Consider the following 16,480-nt stretch of genomic DNA (forward strand, 5'->3'; position numbering starts at 1 on the left):
AGCGATCACCGGCTTACCGCTTGATCACCGGCACAAACGAAGACAGCAAGACCAGCGGCCCGGTTGGGCCGTGCAGAGACTGCAGAAGATTTCCTGGGGGTCGCCCCCAGAGCGGAAACGCAGACCCCCAAAGAAACTTCGGGCCCAACAAGGAGAGCAGGGAACCCAGATGGCGGAGCTCACGATCCGGCCGGAGGAGATCCGGGATGCGCTGGAGAACTTTGTCCAGTCGTACAAGCCGGACGCGGCCTCGCGCGAGGAGGTCGGTACGGTCAGCGTGGCCGGAGACGGTATCGCCAAGATCGAGGGCCTGCCCTCGGCCATGGCGAACGAGCTGCTGAAGTTCGAGGACGGCACCCTTGGTCTCGCCCTCAACCTCGAGGAGCGCGAGATCGGTGCGATCGTCCTCGGCGAGTTCAGCGGTATCGAGGAGGGGCAGCCGGTCACCCGTACCGGCGAGGTCCTCTCCGTGGCTGTCGGCGAGGGCTACCTGGGTCGCGTCGTCGACCCGCTCGGCAACCCGATCGACGGTCTCGGCGAGATCGCGACCGAGGACCGCCGCGCCCTTGAGCTGCAGGCCCCCGGCGTCATGGTCCGCAAGTCGGTCCACGAGCCGATGCAGACCGGCTACAAGGCCGTCGACGCGATGGTGCCGATCGGCCGCGGTCAGCGTCAGCTGATCATCGGCGACCGGCAGACCGGCAAGACCGCGCTGGCCGTCGACACGATCATCAACCAGCGCGACAACTGGCGCTCGGGCGACGTGAACAAGCAGGTCCGCTGCATCTACGTCGCCATCGGCCAGAAGGGCTCCACCATCGCGTCCGTACGCGGTGCGCTGGAGGACGCCGGCGCGCTGGAGTACACGACGATCGTCGCGGCCCCCGCGTCCGACCCGGCCGGCTTCAAGTACCTGGCGCCGTACACCGGTTCGGCCATCGGCCAGCACTGGATGTACCAGGGCAAGCACGTCCTGATCATCTTCGACGACCTCTCGAAGCAGGCCGACGCCTACCGCGCCGTGTCCCTGCTGCTGCGCCGTCCGCCGGGCCGTGAGGCCTACCCGGGCGACGTCTTCTACCTGCACTCGCGTCTGCTGGAGCGCTGCGCCAAGCTCTCCGACGAGATGGGCGCCGGTTCGATGACGGGTCTGCCGATCGTCGAGACGAAGGCCAACGACGTGTCGGCGTTCATCCCGACCAACGTCATCTCCATCACCGACGGCCAGTGCTTCCTGGAGTCCGACCTGTTCAACGCCGGCCAGCGGCCCGCGCTGAACGTCGGTATCTCGGTCTCCCGAGTCGGCGGCTCCGCCCAGCACAAGGCGATGCGCCAGGTCTCCGGCCGACTGCGCGTGGACCTCGCCCAGTACCGCGAGCTGGAGGCGTTCGCGTCCTTCGGTTCCGACCTGGACGCCACCTCCAAGGCCTCCCTGGAGCGCGGCAAGCGCATCGTCGAGCTGCTGAAGCAGCCGCAGTACGCCCCGTACCCGGTGGAGGAGCAGGTCGTCTCCGTCTGGGCCGGCACCACCGGCAAGATGGACGACGTACCGGTCGAGGACATCCGCCGCTTCGAGAGCGAGCTGCTGGAGCACCTGCGCCGCGAGCGCAAGGAGCTGCTGACCAGCATCGCCGAGGGCGCCAAGATGTCCGACGACACGCTCCAGTCGATCGCGGACGCCGTCGCCGGCTTCAAGCGGCAGTTCGAGACCTCGGACGGCAAGCTCCTCGGAGACGACGCGCCGGCCGTTAACGTCTCCAAGTGACGACGGAAGGGACCTGACTCATGGGAGCCCAGCTCCGGGTCTACAAGCGTCGCATCAAATCCGTCACCGCGACCAAGAAGATCACCAAGGCGATGGAGATGATCGCCGCCTCGCGCATCGTCAAGGCGCAGCGCCAGGTGGCGGCGTCCGAGCCGTACGCGACCGAGCTCACCCACGCGGTGACCTCGGTGGCGGTCGGTTCCACCACCAAGCACGCCCTGACCACCGAGGTCGAGAACCCGACCCGGGCCGCGGTCCTGCTCATCACGAGCGACCGCGGTCTGGCCGGGGGCTACTCCTCGAACGCCATCAAGGCGGCCGAGCACCTCACCAGTCAGCTCAGCCGTGAGCGCAAGGACGTCGTGACCTACATCGTGGGTCGCAAGGGCCTGGCCTACTACGGCTTCCGCGACCGCCCGGTCGCGGACTCCTGGACCGGCTTCACGGACAACCCGACCTACGCCGACGCGAAGGTGGTGGCCGCCCCGCTCATCGAGGCGATCACCACGGACACGGCGGAGGGCGGGGTGGACGAGGTCCACATCGTCTTCACGGAATTCGTTTCGATGATGACGCAGACTCCGGTCGAGCGGCGGCTGCTGCCGCTCACGCTCGCACCGAGCAGCGCGGAGGAGTCGGCCGAGGTCTTCAAGCGCGGCGGCGAGGTCCGTCCGCTGTTCGACTTCGAGCCATCGGCGGAGGACGTCCTCGACGCCCTGCTGCCGCGCTACATCGAGAGCCGTATCTACAACGCGCTGCTCCAGGCCGCCGCTTCCAAGCACGCCGCCACCCGCCGCGCGATGAAGTCGGCGACCGACAACGCCGGGGAGCTCATCAAGACCCTCTCCCGGCTTGCCAACGCGGCCCGCCAGGCCGAAATCACCCAGGAAATCAGCGAGATCGTCGGTGGCGCGAGCGCTCTGGCCGACGCGACCGCGGGGAGTGACAGGTAAATGACGACGACTACCGAGAACGCTGTGGCCGCAGCCACGGGGCGCGTGTCCCGTGTCATCGGCCCGGTCGTCGACGTGGAATTCCCCGTCGACGCGATGCCGGAGATCTACAACGCACTGCACGTCGAGGTGGCCGACCCGGCCGAGAACGGCAAGCGCAAGACGCTGACCCTCGAAGTCGCCCAGCACCTGGGCGAGGGTGTCGTGCGCGCGATCTCGATGCAGCCCACCGACGGTCTGGTCCGCCAGTCCCCGGTGACCAACACGGGCGCGGGCATCACCGTACCGGTCGGCGATGTGACCAAGGGCAAGGTGTTCAACACCCTCGGTCAGATCCTGAACGAGCCGGAGGCCGAGGCGCAGATCACCGAGCGCTGGCCGATCCACCGCAAGGCCCCGGCCTTCGACCAGCTCGAGTCGAAGACCGAGATGTTCGAGACCGGCCTGAAGGTCGTCGACCTGCTGACCCCGTACGTCAAGGGCGGCAAGATCGGTCTGTTCGGTGGTGCGGGCGTCGGCAAGACGGTCCTCATCCAGGAAATGATCATGCGTGTGGCCAAGCTGCACGACGGTGTTTCCGTGTTCGCCGGTGTCGGTGAGCGCACCCGTGAGGGCAACGACCTCATCGACGAGATGACCGACTCGGGCGTTCTGGACAAGACCGCGCTGGTCTTCGGCCAGATGGACGAGCCGCCGGGCACCCGTCTGCGGGTCGCCCTGTCCGCCCTGACCATGGCGGAGTACTTCCGCGATGTGCAGAAGCAGGACGTGCTGCTCTTCATCGACAACATCTTCCGCTTCACCCAGGCCGGCTCCGAGGTCTCCACGCTGCTCGGCCGTATGCCGTCCGCGGTGGGTTACCAGCCGACCCTGGCGGACGAGATGGGTGTGCTCCAGGAGCGCATCACCTCGACCCGCGGTCACTCGATCACCTCGATGCAGGCGATCTACGTCCCCGCGGACGACCTGACCGACCCGGCCCCGGCCACGACCTTCGCGCACCTCGACGCGACGACCGTGCTGTCGCGTCCGATCTCGGAGAAGGGCATCTACCCCGCGGTGGACCCGCTGGACTCGACGTCCCGCATCCTGGACCCGCGCTACATCTCGCAGGACCACTACAACGCGGCCAGCCGCGTCAAGGGGACCCTGCAGAAGTACAAGGACCTCCAGGACATCATCGCGATCCTCGGTATCGACGAGCTGGGCGAGGAGGACAAGCTCGTTGTCCACCGTGCCCGTCGCGTCGAGCGTTTCCTCTCGCAGAACACCCACGCCGCCAAGCAGTTCACCGGCCTGGACGGTTCGGACGTACCGCTCGACGAGTCGATCGCCGCGTTCAACGCGATCATCGACGGGGACTACGACCACTTCCCCGAGCAGGCGTTCTTCATGTGCGGTGGCCTTGACGACCTCAAGGCCAGCGCCAAGGAGCTGGGCGTCTCCTGAGTGCCGCCAAGAGGGGGGCGGGACCGCTCCCGCCCCCCTCCGGCGCACGCACCACCGACCACCCCATAGAATTGAAGCCAACACCCGGCGATACGACCGGGTGGTGACCCGAGGAGCCCCACCCATGGCTGCTGAGCTGCATGTCGAGCTGGTCGCCGCGGACCGCAGCGTCTGGTCCGGCGAGGCCACCCTGGTCGTCGCGCGCATCACGTCCGGTGACATCGGCGTCATGCCCGGTCACCAGCCGCTGCTCGGTGTGCTGGAGTCGGGCCCGGTGACCATCCGGACGAGTGACGGGGGAACGGTCGTCGCCGCTGTGCACGGCGGTTTCCTCTCGTTCGCCGACAACAAGCTCTCGCTGCTGGCGGAGTTCGCCGAGCTGGCTGACGAGATCGACCCCCAGCGTGCGGAGCGGGCGCTGGAGCGCGCGAAGTCGGGTCAGGACGCCGCCGCCGAGCGTCGTGCCGACGTCCGTCTGCGTGCGGTGGCGGCCCGATAGGGGCGGTCACCACGGATTTACCCTCAGCCGCGGCTCGCTCCGGACCCCTCCGGACCGGGTCGCGGCTGAGGCGATGCGGGTGCGGTTTCTGTGGTTCCGGTACTGGATGAGCGAGGAGGTCGGTGTTGATGATCCTCGCTCTGCTTGTCTGCGGACTGGTCGTCGTCCTGGTTGCGTTGGGGCTCTTCGTCTTCGGGCTGCGCCGGCGGCTGATCCAGCGCTCCGGCGGCACGTTCGACTGCAGTCTGCGGTGGGAGGTGTCCGAGGAGCCCGATCTGTCGGGCAAGGGCTGGGTGTACGGGGTCGCCCGCTACAACAGCGACCGGATCAACTGGTTCCGGGTCTTCTCGTACGCCCCGCGTCCGCGCCGTACCCTGGAGCGCTCCGCGATCGAGGTGCTGGCCAGGCGGGCCCCCGAGGGCGAGGAGGAGCTGGCGCTCCTCTCCGACGCCGTGATCCTCGGCTGTACCCACCGGGGCGTCCGGCTGGAGCTGGCGATGAGCGACGACGCGCTCACCGGCTTCCTGGCCTGGCTGGAGGCGGCGCCGCCCGGACAGCGCGTCAACGTCGCGTGACGCGGACGGTGTGACGCGGCTGCGGTGACGTGGCCGAGGGGGCGGTGCCCATGGGCGCCGCCCCCTCGCTCGTACTCCCGGACGGTTATCCGAGTCCGCTGCTGAGCGCCGTCACCAGCTCGCCGTTGGTGGTGTCACCGGAGAACTCCCAGAAGAACGCGCCGCCCAGGCTCTGCTGGTTGGCCCACGCCATCTTCGAGGTGATCGTGGCCGGGGTGTCGTAACTCCACCAGTTGGAGCCGCACTTGGCGTACGCGGTGCCCGCGATCGTGCCGGTCGCCGGGCAGGTGTTCTTCAGCACCTTGTAGTCCTCGATGCCCGCCTCGTACGTACCCGGAGCCGCGCCGGTGGCGGTGCCGCCGGGCGTCGCCTGGGTCACGCCCGTCCAGCCGCGCCCGTAGAAGCCGATCCCGAGGAGCAGCTTCGAGGCCGGCACACCCTGCGCCTTGAACCGGGCGATCGCGTCGGCGGAGTTGAAGCCTGCCTTGGGGATGCCGGTGTACGAGGTGAGCGGGGAGTGCGGGGCGGTGGGGCCCTGGGCGCTGAAGGCGCCGAAGAAGTCGTACGTCATGACGTTGAGCCAGTCGAGATACGGGGCGGCGCCCGCGTAGTCGACCTTGTCGATCTTGCCGCCGGTCGAGGCGTCGGCCGTGACCGCCGCCGTGACGAGGCTGCCCGTACCGAACTTGGCGCGCATGGCCTGGCTCATCGTCTTGAAGACGGCGGGTCCGCTGGAGTCGCAGGACAGCCCGCAGTCGTTCGGGTACTCCCAGTCCAGGTCGATGCCGTCGAAGACATCGGCCCACCGGGGGTCCTTCACCAGGTCGTAACAGGACTGGGCGAAGGCCGTCGGGTTCTGCATGGCCTCGGTGAAGCCGCCGGACCAGGTCCAGCCGCCGAACGACCAGAGGATCTTCAGGTGCGGGTACTTCGCCTTGAGCTTGCGCAGCTGGTTGAAGTTGCCGCGCAGCGGCTGCTCCCAGTTGTCGGCGACGCCGTCCACGGACTGGTCGGCGGTGTAGGCCTTGTCGATCGCCGCGTAGCTGTCGCCCATGACGCACTTGCCGCCGACGACATTGCCGAACGAGTAGTTGATGTGGGTGATCTTGGCGGCGGAGCCCGAGGTCACCAGGTTGTTGACGTGGTAGTTACGGCCGTAGACGCCCCACTCGGTGAAGTAGCCGAGCTTGACCTTGCCGGACGTACCGGGGTCGCCCGGGTCCGGGGTGCCGGGGTCGGGAGTGCCCGGGTCGGGGGTGCCGGGGTCCGGGGTGCCCGAGCCGTCGCACGCGGCGCCGTTGAGCTTGCAGCCGGAGGGGGCGCCGGCGCCGGTGCCGTTGAAGCCGAAGCTGATCGAGGCGCCGGGGGCGAGGGTGCCGTTCCAGGACTTGTTCCTGGCGGTCCAGTGGTTGGCCGCGCCGGTGATGTCGGCGTCCCAGCCGGAGGTGACGGCCGTACCGGAGGGGAAGTCCCACTCCACGGTCCAGGAGGAGAGGCTGGTGGAACCGGAGTTGGTCACCGTCCACTTGCCCTCGAAGCCCGTGCCCCAGTCGGAGACCTTGGTGTAGGTGGCGGTCGGGGCGGCGGCCAGGGCGGAGGTGGTTCGGCCGGCGGTGGATTGGGTGGTGGCTTGGGTGGGGGCGGCTTGGGTGGGGGTGGCGAGACCGACAAGCGCGCCGAGCGGCAGCAGAAGCGCGGTCAGTCCCGCGACGGTTCTGCGCCGGAGGCGTCGTATGTGGGGGGTCGGCTGGGTGTTCACGTGTGCTCCTCGGATGAGTTGGGTGGGCTCATCGTGCGGTGGCTCCTACCGCAGACTGTGCGGTGAGAGTAGAAAGGTCTGGACCACCCGTCAATAGGTCCAGACCAGACGAGCCGGGTGGGGCTCAGATGCCCCACTCGCGCGCGAGGACCGCCGCCTGTACGCGGTTGTGCAGCTCCAACTTCCCCAACAGCCTGCTCACATGGGTCTTCACGGTCGCCTCCGCCATGTCGAGACGGACCGCGATCCGCGCGTTCGACAGCCCCTCGCCCAGGCAGGACAGCACCTCGCGCTCCCGCCGCGTCAGCGTGGCCAGGGCCCCGGGGCCGGCCGTCCCCGCCGCCGCGCCCATGGGCGGGTGCGCGGCGAACTCGGCGATCAGCCGGCGGGTCACGGCCGGGGCGATCAGCCCCTCGCCGCGCGCCACCGTCCGTACGGCCGCCAGCAGTTCGGCGGCCTCCGCGTTCTTGAGGAGGAACCCGGCGGCGCCCGCGCGCAGCGCCCCGAAGACGTACTCGTCCAGATCGAACGTCGTCAGCACCAGCACGTCCGCCAGCCCCTCGGCGACCACCTGCCGGGTCGCCGACACCCCGTCGAGCCGGGGCATCTGCACATCCATCAGCACCAGATCGGGGCGGAGTTCGCGGGCCAGCGCCACCGCCTCCACCCCGTCGGACGCCTCCCCGGCGACCTCGATGTCCGGGGCGCTGCGCAGGATCAGCACCAGCCCCGCCCGTACCGCCGACTGGTCCTCCGCGACCAGCACCCGGATCGTCATGCCGTACCGCCTCCTTCCGTGACGGGCAGCTCCGCCCGCACCACCCAGCTCCGGCCCGCCGCGTCGGGCCCGGCCTCGAACACTCCGTCCAGCAGCGCCACCCGCTCGCGCATCCCGATCAGCCCGGCGGCCGAGCCGGGGGCGCGCGGGCCTGGGCGCTTCTCGTACGGGCTGCTGATCCGTACCGTCAGCGCGCCCTCCACCGAAGCCAGTTCGACGGCGACGGTACCGGGCGCCGCATGCTTGAGCGCGTTGGTCAGCGACTCCTGGACGATGCGGTACGCGGCCGGCTCCACCGGCGCGGGGAGTACGGTCCCGGGGTCGCGCCCGTCGTCCAGGGTGAAGACGAGCCCGCTGGACGCGCCGTTCGTACGGGCCTGCTCCAGCAGGGTGTCCAGCGCGCTCAGGGCCGGGGCGGCGGCCGGGACCCGCGCCTCGCCGCCGTCACCGCCTTCGCCGTCGCGGCTGCGCAGGATGCCGATCAGCCGGCGCATCTCCGCCAGCCCGTCGACGCTGTTCTCCCGGATGACGCCGAGCGCCTCCCGGCTGGTGCGCTCGTCGTCGAGGGAGAGCGCGGCGGTGGAGTGGATCGCGATCGCCGAGAGGTGGTTGGCGACCATGTCGTGCAGCTCGCGGGCCATCCGCGCGCGCTCGGCGGTGACCGCCTGCGTACGGTCCATCTCCGCGAGGAGTGCGATCTGCCCGGCCCGCAGCCGGGCGGCCTCGGCGGCGTCGCGGTGGTTGCGGACCAGCGCCCCCGTGGCGGCGGGCGTATAGGCGACCAGACCGATGGCCAGGCCGATCAGCAGCGCGTCGGCCCGCTGGAACCAGGCGGTGAAGCCGAGCGCGGCCACCACCGTGACCGCCGCCGCGGCCCGGGGGATACGGCGGGCGGCGGCCGGGGGCCCGTACAGCACCGCCGCGTAGACCAGGTCGGTGTACATCAGGACGGTCGCGACGCTGCCCGTCGTGAGCTGATCGCAGACCAGCGCGGCCGTGCCGATCGCCAGAGCGGTCCGGGGCGCGGTCCTGCGCAGCAGTTCGAGACCGGCCATGACGGTCAGCGGCAGCAGCACCCAGGGTCCCGGCAGCAGCCGTACGCCCTGGAAGTGCAGTCCGACGGCCCACAGGGCGAGCCCGCCGACCAGCCCGGCGGCGGCGATCAGCACATCGTCGCGGTGCGGCCGGAGAGAGGAGAGGTACACCCCGCCATCCAACACCGCCGGTCGCGGCCGGGCCTCACCACAGCGGGGGAGCCGGACCGCGGGACTGCATCGAAGGATGCAGTCGCGTCTCGTCACCGCCGACGACGTGGTGCGGCCCCGGGGACGGGAGGCTGGAGCGGAGAGAGAGGGAGTGGAGCCGTGATCGTCACACTGATCATCATCTGTGAGGTCGGATTCTGGGTGCTGCTGGCCGGCGGACTGGCGCTGCGCTACCTGGCGCGGCTGCCGCGCCTGGGCGGGGCGGTCCTGCTGCTGGAACCGCTGCTGGAGGTCGTCCTGCTGACCGTCACGGTCATCGACCTGAGGAACGGCGCGGAGCCGGACTGGAAGCACGGGCTGGCCGCGCTCTACATCGGCTTCACCGTCGGCTACGGCCACTACACGGTCAAGCGGATCGACGGCTGGGCCGCCCACCGCTTCGCGGGCGGCCCGCCCCCGGTCCGGCCGCCGCGCTACGGCATGGCGCGGGCGCGTTACGAGGGCGGGCTGTGGCTCCGTACCGTCGTGGCCGCCTCCGTCGCGCTGGTCCTGCTCCAGCTGGCGATCGCGTACGTGGGCGACGCGAGCCGGACCGGGCCGCTGGCGGACTGGCAGGCCCTCGCGGTACGGGCGGCCGGGATCCACGGGGTGATCGCGCTGACGTTTCTGCTGTGGCCGCACAAGCCGCCGAAGGACCCGGCGGGGGAGCCGGAGTCCGCCCCGCCGCTGATGACGAAGCGCTGAGCGTCAGGCGTTCAGCTCTCGACGGCCGGCCGGGCCGCCGCCCGGGACAGTGTGCCCGCGACGACCGCCGCGACCGCGACCGCGAGCATCGCGTTGCGCAGGCCCACATGCTCGCCCAGGAGACCGAGCGCGGGCGGGCCCGCGAGGAAGGCGAGATAGCCGGTGGTGGCCACGGCGCTGACCCGGGCGGCGGCCCCGTGCGGGGTGTCCCCGGCCGCCGAGAGGGTGACGGGGAAGCCCAGCGAGGCACCGAGCCCCCACAGCACGACGGCGACTGCGGCCGGCGCCGGATGCGGGGAGAGGACGACGACGAGGATCCCGGCGGCGGCGAAGACCGCGCTCGTACGGACCACGGTGGTGCGGCCGAAGCGGTCGAGGACGTACTCGCCGCAGAACCGGCCGGCCGTCATGGCCACCGCGAAGAGCGTGTAGACCAGCGAGCCGTAGGCGGAGCCCAGCCCGTAACCGTCCACCATGATCAGCGGCAGCCAGTCGTTGGCCGCGCCCTCGACCAGGGCCATGCCCAGCACGATCACGCCCAGCATCCGCACCCGCGGCTCGCGCCAGACCGCCAGCCGCTCGGCCGGTGTCAGCCGCGGCGCGTCGGCGGATCCGGCGGTCTCCCGGCCGGTGTGCGCGGGCATCTGGAGCACCGCCCACAGCGCGACGGGCGCGCAGAGCGCCCCCACGGCCCACAGATGCCATACGACGGGGAAGTCGACGGCCGTCAGCAGGATGCCGAGCCCCGCGCCGACGACCGTACCCGCGCTGAAACAGCCGTGCAGGGCGGGCAGTACCGGGCGGCCCAGGGCCTGTTCCACCGCCGCGCCCTCGACATTGACGGCGATCTCCATCAGCCCGCTGCCGGAGCCGAAGAGCATCAGGGCGCAGAAGACCCCGGCCGCGCTGCCGGCCGCCGCGCCGGCGCCCAGGACCACCGTACTCAGGACGACCAGGGAGACGCCCACGGCGGCGACGGGACGGCCGCCGTGACGGGCGACGAGATAGCCGGAGGCGAGGACACCGGCCATCGCGCCCACGGACAGCCCGAAGATGACGACGCCCATCCCTGCGGTGGACGCGCCGATCTCGTCGCGGATGGCGGGCGTACGGGTCACCCAGGACGCCATCGACACCCCGACGACCCCGAACAGGGCGAACAGCCCGCCGCGCCAGCGCGTCACGCGCCGGGCGTCGGCGGTCTCCTCGATGGTCGGCATACGGCGGCCCCGTCCGGATAAAGGTGCTGAAGTTCCTCCCGGAGCACGTTGTCACACGTCCGGGGGTGCGCCCTCAGCGGTCCCCGCCCGGCACCCACAGCACGTCCCCGACCTCCTTGTTCGCCACCCGGGCCAGGATGAACAGCAGGTCGGAGAGACGGTTCAGATACGTCGCCGTCAGGGCGTTCATCGACTCCCCGTGCACATCGAACGCCGCCCAGGTCGAGCGCTCGGCCCGTCGCACCACCGTGCACGCCTGGTGCAGCAGGGCCGCGCCCGGCGTACCGCCGGGGAGGATGAAGCTGCGGAGCTTCTCCAGGGACTCCAGGAAGTGGTCGCAGTCCGCCTCCAGCTTGTCGATGTACGACTGCTCGACCCGCAGCGGCGGATACTTCGGGTCCTCCACGACCGGGTTGGACAGGTCCGCGCCCACATCGAAGAGGTCGTTCTGCACCCGGACCAGGACCTTGACGACCTCGGGCGCGAGCTGCCCGAGGGCGATCGCCGTACCGATGACGGCGTTGGCCTCGTTGGCGTCGGCGTACGCGGAGATCCGGAGGTCGGTCTTGGCGGTACGGCTCATGTCGCCGAGCGCGGTGGTGCCCTTGTCGCCGGTGCGGGTGTAGATACGCGTCAGATTGACCATGCGGCCAGCCTAATGAGCCGCCGGTGGCCCCGCGCTCAAGTACGCGGCGCGCGGCGCCGGATGGGCCCGGCCGGAGGAGGGCGCGGCGGCCGGCCGGTCCCGCCGGTGTGATGTCCGTCATGTGAGACGTGACGCGCATCTCTTCGCCGTTACACGGCCGTCCGTGACCGCTAACCTCCGGCAGAGCGGGAAGTTGTAAAAGTGACGTCAAGGCTGAACAGAAGCCATTCGAGAATCGTGGGGTACGCCGTGGCCAGGAAGCTCGCCGTTGTCGGAGCCGGACTCATGGGATCCGGAATCGCGCAGGTCGCGGCCCAGGCGGGCTGGGACGTCGTGCTGCGGGATGTCACCGACGCGGCGCTGGCCAGGGGAGTGGACGGCATCCGGGCCTCGTACGGCAGGTTCGTCGCCAAGGGGAAGCTGGAGGAGGCCGACGCCGACACGGCGCTCTCCCGGATCACCACGACCACGGATCTCGACGCCGTCGCCGACGCCGATGTCGTGGTCGAGGCGGTCTTCGAGAAGCTCGACGTCAAGCACGAGATCTTCCGCGCGCTCGACAAGCTCGTACGGGACGACGCAGTCCTCGCCTCCAACACCTCCGCCATCCCGATCACCAAGATCGCGGCGGTGACCGGCCGCCCGGAGCGCGTCGTCGGTACGCACTTCTTCTCGCCCGTGCCGATGATGCGGCTCTGCGAGCTGGTGCGCGGCTACAAGACCAGCGACGAAACGCTCGCCACCGCACGGGAGTTCGCCGAGTCCATCGGCAAGACCTGCATCGTCGTCAACCGCGATGTCGCGGGCTTCGTCACCACCCGGCTGATCTCCGCGCTCGTCGTCGAGGCAGCCAAGCTCTACGAGTCGGGCGTGGCGTCCGCCGAGGACATCGACATCGCCTGCAAGCTGGGCTTCGGCCACGCCATGGGCCCGCTCGCCACCGCCGACCTGACCGGGGTCGACATCCTGCTGCACGCGAGCGACAACATCTACACCGAGTCCCAGGACGAGAAGTTCGCCCCGCCCGAGCTGATGCGCCGGATGGTGGACGCGGGTGACATCGGGCGCAAGAGCGGGCAGGGCTTCTACACGCACTGAACCGGCCGCCTGTGCGCCGGATCGGCCGAATCCCATCACCCCGTGGGGTGAATTCGGTATCGGTTCGCTCACGAACGGCAACTTCTCCGGCCGCCAGGCCGTCAGTTGTTGAAGGTACGGAAAACACAGATTCAGGCACCGAGCACGGAAAAGCACTCTCGGGGAGCGCATATGCACATCAGGGGCGACCACGCCGAGCTGGTCGTCGGGGGCCGCCTCGACGTCCGCAGCGCGGCGGACGCCCGTACGGTCCTGCACTCGGCCGTCGACGACGGCGCCGGCGATCTGGTGCTCGACCTGACCGAGCTGGACTCCTGGGACGCCACCGGACTCGGTGTCATCATGGGAGCCCACCGGCGCGCGGGGCGGTGCGGACGCAGGCTTGTGCTGAGGGGTGTCCCCCCGCAGATGCAGCGTCTGCTGGTGGCCACCCGGCTCCATCGCATTCTCGCCATCGAGGGCGGCATCGCCGCTGAATCGCTTCCTCGGGTCTGACCTGGAGCGAAGGAACCGGTCCGGGACCCAAGGGGCCGAGCCGGGCACACCACACAATCCTCATAAGACCGTGATGTCTTGGACTGCTGACCACCCCGGCTGTTCGTGGATACTGACCCGAGGTCTAGGGTTCGCCCGTCTGCGAATTGACCGACCCGTAGAGCAGGCACCGGACCAGAAGCGACAGATGGGCGTGTGAGGCCGGGGGCACCGCACGCCACGATCTGGGGGGCTTTCACCATGGACCCGATACACCGGGGACCGGACGAGTACGCACGCGACGACGTGCGCGGCACGGGCGTCGACGACGCGGGCCGCCCCGGTCCCACCGACGGCTCCGGCCGCGCCGATCACTCCGCATCCGGCGGTGAACACGCGTCAGCCGTGGCGCACATCAAGGGCGGCGGCGTCACCCCGCCCCCCGTCCGCACCGTTCAGCTGATCTCCGGAGACCTCCTGCTGACCGTCAACCCCGTTGACGGCAGCGAGATCGAGCGCTGCCCGCCAGGCAGCCGGCCCGCCGCGCCCGGGCGTTACACCGCCGAGGAACGCGCCGACCTCCAGCGCGCGGGCCGCCCGCCCGTACCGCCGGGGCCCGCCGCACCGCCGCTCCCGCTGTTGGAGCGGCGGGAGGAGCGCGAGCGGCTGGCGGAACTGCTGGGCCGCGGCCGGTCCGTACGCCTGACCGGCCAGCCGGGCTCCGGCCGTACCGCGCTGCTCGAAGCCGTCGCCGCCGACTGCGCGGACCTCGCGCCCGACGGCGTCGTCCGCCTCTCCGGCCACCGCCGCACCACCACCGAGCTGCTGTACGAGCTGTACGCCGCCGTCCACCGGGCCCCGCTCCACCGGCCCGACCGTACGGAACTGCGCGAAGCCGTCCGCACCATCGGCGCCGTCGTCGTCCTCGACGACCTCGAACTCGGCGGCGAGGCGCTGGACGAACTTCTCGCGGCCACCCCCGAATGCGCCTACCTGCTCGCCGCCGCCCCGGAGACCGAGCAGCCCTCGGCGGGTGCCCGCCTCGACGAGGTCCCGCTCGGCGGACTCGGCCGCGGCTCCTCGCTGGAACTCCTCGAACGCATCGTGGAACGCGCCCTCACCGACGAGGAGGCGAACTGGGCGGGCGACCTCTGGTTCGAGTCCGAGGGCCTGCCGCTCCGCTTCGTCCAGGCGGGCGCGCTGCTGCGCCAGCGCGATCTGCTGCGCGGCGGCGCCGATCTCTCCGACGAGTTCGAGCCCTTCGCACGCGCGTCCGGCGACGCGGCGCGCGACGCGCTGCCGGTCGTGGCCGGCGCCGGCGACGCCGCCGACGGATACGACACCCCGCTGCCCACCCTCGGCGAGGGCGCCGCGCCCGCCGCGCTCCTCGCCTCCCGGCTCAGCGACGCCGCCCGCGCCACCCTGCGCTTCGCCGTCGCGCTCGGCGGCGAGGTGCCGCACCAGGCCCATCTGCCGGCCCTCGTCGGCGACACCCACGCCGACGCGGCCCTCGGCGAACTCATGAACTGCGGACTGCTCACCCCCGTCGGCCCCCGCTACCGGCTCGCCCCCGGCGTCGTCGCGCAGCTCGCGGCGCGCGGGTACGCGGACGACGCGGTCGGCCACGCGCACACGGCCGCCCAGCACTACGCCTGGTGGGCGGGGCACCCCTCGGTCACCCCCGAGCGGGCCGTCGCCGAGGCCGACGCGATCCTCGCGGCGATGGGGCCGCTGGTCACGGGCGACGCGGCGGGGTCCGCGGGCGCGTCCGGCGTGTCCGGCGCGGCCGGCTCCTCCCGTACGTCCGGCCTGTCCGGCTCGTCCGACGGCGAGATCGGCCACCCCAGCGCCGCCGTCCTGCTCGCCCGCAGTGCCGCGCCCGCGTTCCTCGCCGGGCTGCACTGGGGCGCGCTGGAACGCGTCCTGCGGACCGGCTCCGAGGCCGCGCGGCTCGCCGGCGAGGTCGCCGAAGAAGCCTATTTCCACCACGAGTTGGGCGTCCTCGCGCTCTGCGTGGGCAACCTTCCCCTCGCCCGCGCTGAGCTGGAGGCGTCCGTCGCCCTGCGCGGCGCGGTCGCCGACAAGGTCGGTACGGTCGCGGGCCGCCGGGCGCTCGCCCTGGTCACGGACCGCGAGGGCGGTCCGCGGGGCGTCTCGGCGTCGCTCGTACGGCACGAGGGGCCGGCCCGCTCGGCGGCGCCCGCGCCCTTGTCCGTGCCGCCGTCCCTGCCGCTGTCCCTGCCTCCGGGCGATGCCACGCCGACGGCGGTACGCGCGCCGATGCGGGCGCTTCCGGCGGGTGGGGCCGGTGGTCCGGGCGGTCCCGGCGGACTCGGTGGTCCGGGTGGCCTCGGCGGTCCCGGCGGTCCCGGCGGTCCCGGCTCCGGCGAGAACGTGACGCTTGTGAGCCGGCAGGGCCCCCAGCAGTCCGGCCGCCGCCCGGTCTTCGGCGGCGCGCGGCGCAACCTGGTCGCGGCGGGCGCGGGCGCGGTGCTCGCGGCCGTACTCGGTACGGTCGTCACGATCGGCGCGACCTCGGGCAACGAGAAGGCCCCCGTGGACAAGCTCCGTACGGAACAGTCCGCCGACCCGGACAGCACCGACGACCCCGGCACCGACGACCAGCCCGTCGGCACCACGGACGACGACCCCGGCACTCCGCTGATCGATCAGAACGTCCCGGACGTCACGGCGTCGACGAGCAGCGAGGGCCCGTCCGAGTCCGCGACGCCCTCGGACAGCCCCTCCGACGACGGTACGGACCCGTCCGACGGCTCGTCCGAGCCGGAACAGCCCCCCGAGCCCTCGACGACGCCCACCCCCACCCACTCGGCGACGTCGCCGAGCACCCCCACGACCCCGGAGCCGCCCGCGTCGACCCCGCCGTCGGAGGAGCCGACCAGCAGCCCCACCGACACGGACACGGAACCTCCGCCGTCGACCCCGGAGAACACGCTGAGCGCGCCGATGTCCTCGGAGCCGGAGCCGGAGGGGGTGGCGTAGCCATGGCTTGCGGGGTCGCCTCCCGGCGAGGGGTCGTGGGTCTGGGCGGTTGCGGGTGCGGCCGGTTCGCCCTGTGCCGGGGGCCGGGGCACTCCGGAGGCGCATCCCCGGATGCATGATTTACGCCGCGTGCGGCTTCGTCGGTCGACTGCGGACCGTTCAGCGGCACAAATCACGCTCTACATCCGGGGACGTCACCTCCTGCGACCCCGGCCCCCTCCCGCCGGTGGACAGCCCGCGCACAAACGACCCGGACCGGCCGGGGCGGGTGGGTCTGTGCGGGCGGTGAAGGGGGCACCGCAGGGGGTATGT

The 16,480-nt window shown here is 71.4% G+C and carries 14 protein-coding genes; 9 read left to right on the plus strand and 5 right to left on the minus strand.

What is annotated here, in order from left to right:
* Nucleotides 1–169 precede the first annotated feature (169 nt).
* The 5 genes from atpA to AB0389_RS20605 all read left to right on the plus strand — a co-directional run bounded on the left by atpA (nucleotide 170) and on the right by AB0389_RS20605 (nucleotide 5,241).
* The gene (gene atpA, locus AB0389_RS20585) at nucleotides 170–1,765 is read left to right on the plus strand and encodes a F0F1 ATP synthase subunit alpha (RefSeq protein ID WP_366396866.1); all 1,596 of its coding nucleotides are present in this window, start codon (nucleotides 170–172) and stop codon (nucleotides 1,763–1,765) included.
* Between the two features lie 20 nt (nucleotides 1,766–1,785).
* Nucleotides 1,786–2,718, plus strand: a complete 933-nt coding sequence (locus AB0389_RS20590; protein ID WP_366396867.1) for a F0F1 ATP synthase subunit gamma — start codon at nucleotides 1,786–1,788, stop codon at nucleotides 2,716–2,718.
* Nucleotides 2,719–4,167 (plus strand): F0F1 ATP synthase subunit beta, encoded by a 1,449-nt coding sequence (atpD, locus tag AB0389_RS20595; protein ID WP_366396868.1) that lies wholly within the window; start codon nucleotides 2,719–2,721, stop codon nucleotides 4,165–4,167.
* Between the two features lie 124 nt (nucleotides 4,168–4,291).
* On the plus strand, nucleotides 4,292–4,666 hold the full coding sequence (locus AB0389_RS20600) for a F0F1 ATP synthase subunit epsilon (protein WP_114661853.1): 375 nt from the start codon (nucleotides 4,292–4,294) through the stop codon (nucleotides 4,664–4,666).
* Nucleotides 4,667–4,794: 128 nt separating this feature from the next.
* Entirely contained in the window at nucleotides 4,795–5,241 is a 447-nt protein-coding gene (locus AB0389_RS20605; protein ID WP_366396869.1) for a DUF2550 domain-containing protein, read from the plus strand.
* An 85-nt stretch (nucleotides 5,242–5,326) separates the two neighbouring features.
* Here the strand turns inward: AB0389_RS20605 and AB0389_RS20610 are convergent, their stop codons facing one another.
* From AB0389_RS20610 to AB0389_RS20620, 3 genes are all read right to left on the minus strand, one after another.
* Complete coding sequence (locus AB0389_RS20610) at nucleotides 5,327–7,000, minus strand: glycosyl hydrolase family 18 protein (protein ID WP_366396870.1); 1,674 nt, start codon at nucleotides 6,998–7,000, stop codon at nucleotides 5,327–5,329.
* Between the two features lie 124 nt (nucleotides 7,001–7,124).
* Complete coding sequence (locus AB0389_RS20615; RefSeq protein ID WP_366396871.1) at nucleotides 7,125–7,778, minus strand: response regulator transcription factor; 654 nt, start codon at nucleotides 7,776–7,778, stop codon at nucleotides 7,125–7,127.
* Nucleotides 7,775–8,983 carry a histidine kinase gene (locus tag AB0389_RS20620; protein ID WP_366396872.1) on the minus strand — a complete coding sequence of 403 codons (1,209 nt, stop codon included), beginning with the start codon at nucleotides 8,981–8,983 and terminating at the stop codon, nucleotides 7,775–7,777. The genes AB0389_RS20615 and AB0389_RS20620 overlap by 4 nt, the downstream gene beginning before the upstream one ends.
* 159 nt (nucleotides 8,984–9,142) lie before the next feature.
* On the opposite strand from AB0389_RS20620, the gene AB0389_RS20625 reads away from it, so the two are divergent.
* On the plus strand, nucleotides 9,143–9,727 hold the full coding sequence (locus tag AB0389_RS20625) for a hypothetical protein (RefSeq protein ID WP_366396873.1): 585 nt from the start codon (nucleotides 9,143–9,145) through the stop codon (nucleotides 9,725–9,727).
* An 11-nt stretch (nucleotides 9,728–9,738) separates the two neighbouring features.
* Here AB0389_RS20625 and AB0389_RS20630 read toward each other — a convergent pair whose 3' ends face one another.
* Both AB0389_RS20630 and AB0389_RS20635 read right to left on the minus strand, forming a co-directional pair.
* The gene (locus AB0389_RS20630; protein ID WP_366396874.1) at nucleotides 9,739–10,947 is read right to left on the minus strand and encodes an MFS transporter; all 1,209 of its coding nucleotides are present in this window, start codon (nucleotides 10,945–10,947) and stop codon (nucleotides 9,739–9,741) included.
* Nucleotides 10,948–11,020: 73 nt separating this feature from the next.
* Nucleotides 11,021–11,593 carry a cob(I)yrinic acid a,c-diamide adenosyltransferase gene (locus AB0389_RS20635; protein WP_366396875.1) on the minus strand — a complete coding sequence of 191 codons (573 nt, stop codon included), beginning with the start codon at nucleotides 11,591–11,593 and terminating at the stop codon, nucleotides 11,021–11,023.
* A 249-nt stretch (nucleotides 11,594–11,842) separates the two neighbouring features.
* Between AB0389_RS20635 and AB0389_RS20640 the strand changes: the two genes are divergently transcribed.
* From AB0389_RS20640 to AB0389_RS20650, 3 genes are all read left to right on the plus strand, one after another.
* On the plus strand, nucleotides 11,843–12,691 hold the full coding sequence (locus AB0389_RS20640) for a 3-hydroxyacyl-CoA dehydrogenase family protein (RefSeq protein WP_114661869.1): 849 nt from the start codon (nucleotides 11,843–11,845) through the stop codon (nucleotides 12,689–12,691).
* Nucleotides 12,692–12,862: 171 nt separating this feature from the next.
* Nucleotides 12,863–13,186, plus strand: coding sequence for an STAS domain-containing protein (locus AB0389_RS20645; RefSeq protein WP_066956508.1), 324 nt, complete (start codon nucleotides 12,863–12,865; stop codon nucleotides 13,184–13,186).
* A gap of 240 nt (nucleotides 13,187–13,426) precedes the next feature.
* Nucleotides 13,427–16,168 carry an ATP-binding protein gene (locus AB0389_RS20650; protein ID WP_366396876.1) on the plus strand — a complete coding sequence of 914 codons (2,742 nt, stop codon included), beginning with the start codon at nucleotides 13,427–13,429 and terminating at the stop codon, nucleotides 16,166–16,168.
* Nucleotides 16,169–16,480 lie beyond the last annotated feature (312 nt).

The organism is Streptomyces sp. NPDC093109 (assembly GCF_040701725.1).
In the GTDB taxonomy this organism is placed as follows: domain Bacteria; phylum Actinomycetota; class Actinomycetes; order Streptomycetales; family Streptomycetaceae; genus Streptomyces.

Coding starts and splice junctions, on each gene's coding strand:
- atpA (WP_366396866.1), top strand. CDS start 170: ATGGCGGAGCTCACGATCCGGCCGGAGGAGATCCGGGATGCGCTGGAG.
- AB0389_RS20590 (WP_366396867.1), top strand. CDS start 1,786: ATGGGAGCCCAGCTCCGGGTCTACAAGCGTCGCATCAAATCCGTCACC.
- atpD (WP_366396868.1), top strand. CDS start 2,719: ATGACGACGACTACCGAGAACGCTGTGGCCGCAGCCACGGGGCGCGTG.
- AB0389_RS20600 (WP_114661853.1), top strand. CDS start 4,292: ATGGCTGCTGAGCTGCATGTCGAGCTGGTCGCCGCGGACCGCAGCGTC.
- AB0389_RS20605 (WP_366396869.1), top strand. CDS start 4,795: ATGATCCTCGCTCTGCTTGTCTGCGGACTGGTCGTCGTCCTGGTTGCG.
- AB0389_RS20615 (WP_366396871.1), bottom strand. CDS start 7,778: ATGACGATCCGGGTGCTGGTCGCGGAGGACCAGTCGGCGGTACGGGCG.
- AB0389_RS20630 (WP_366396874.1), bottom strand. CDS start 10,947: ATGCCGACCATCGAGGAGACCGCCGACGCCCGGCGCGTGACGCGCTGG.
- AB0389_RS20635 (WP_366396875.1), bottom strand. CDS start 11,593: ATGGTCAATCTGACGCGTATCTACACCCGCACCGGCGACAAGGGCACC.
- AB0389_RS20645 (WP_066956508.1), top strand. CDS start 12,863: ATGCACATCAGGGGCGACCACGCCGAGCTGGTCGTCGGGGGCCGCCTC.
- AB0389_RS20650 (WP_366396876.1), top strand. CDS start 13,427: ATGGACCCGATACACCGGGGACCGGACGAGTACGCACGCGACGACGTG.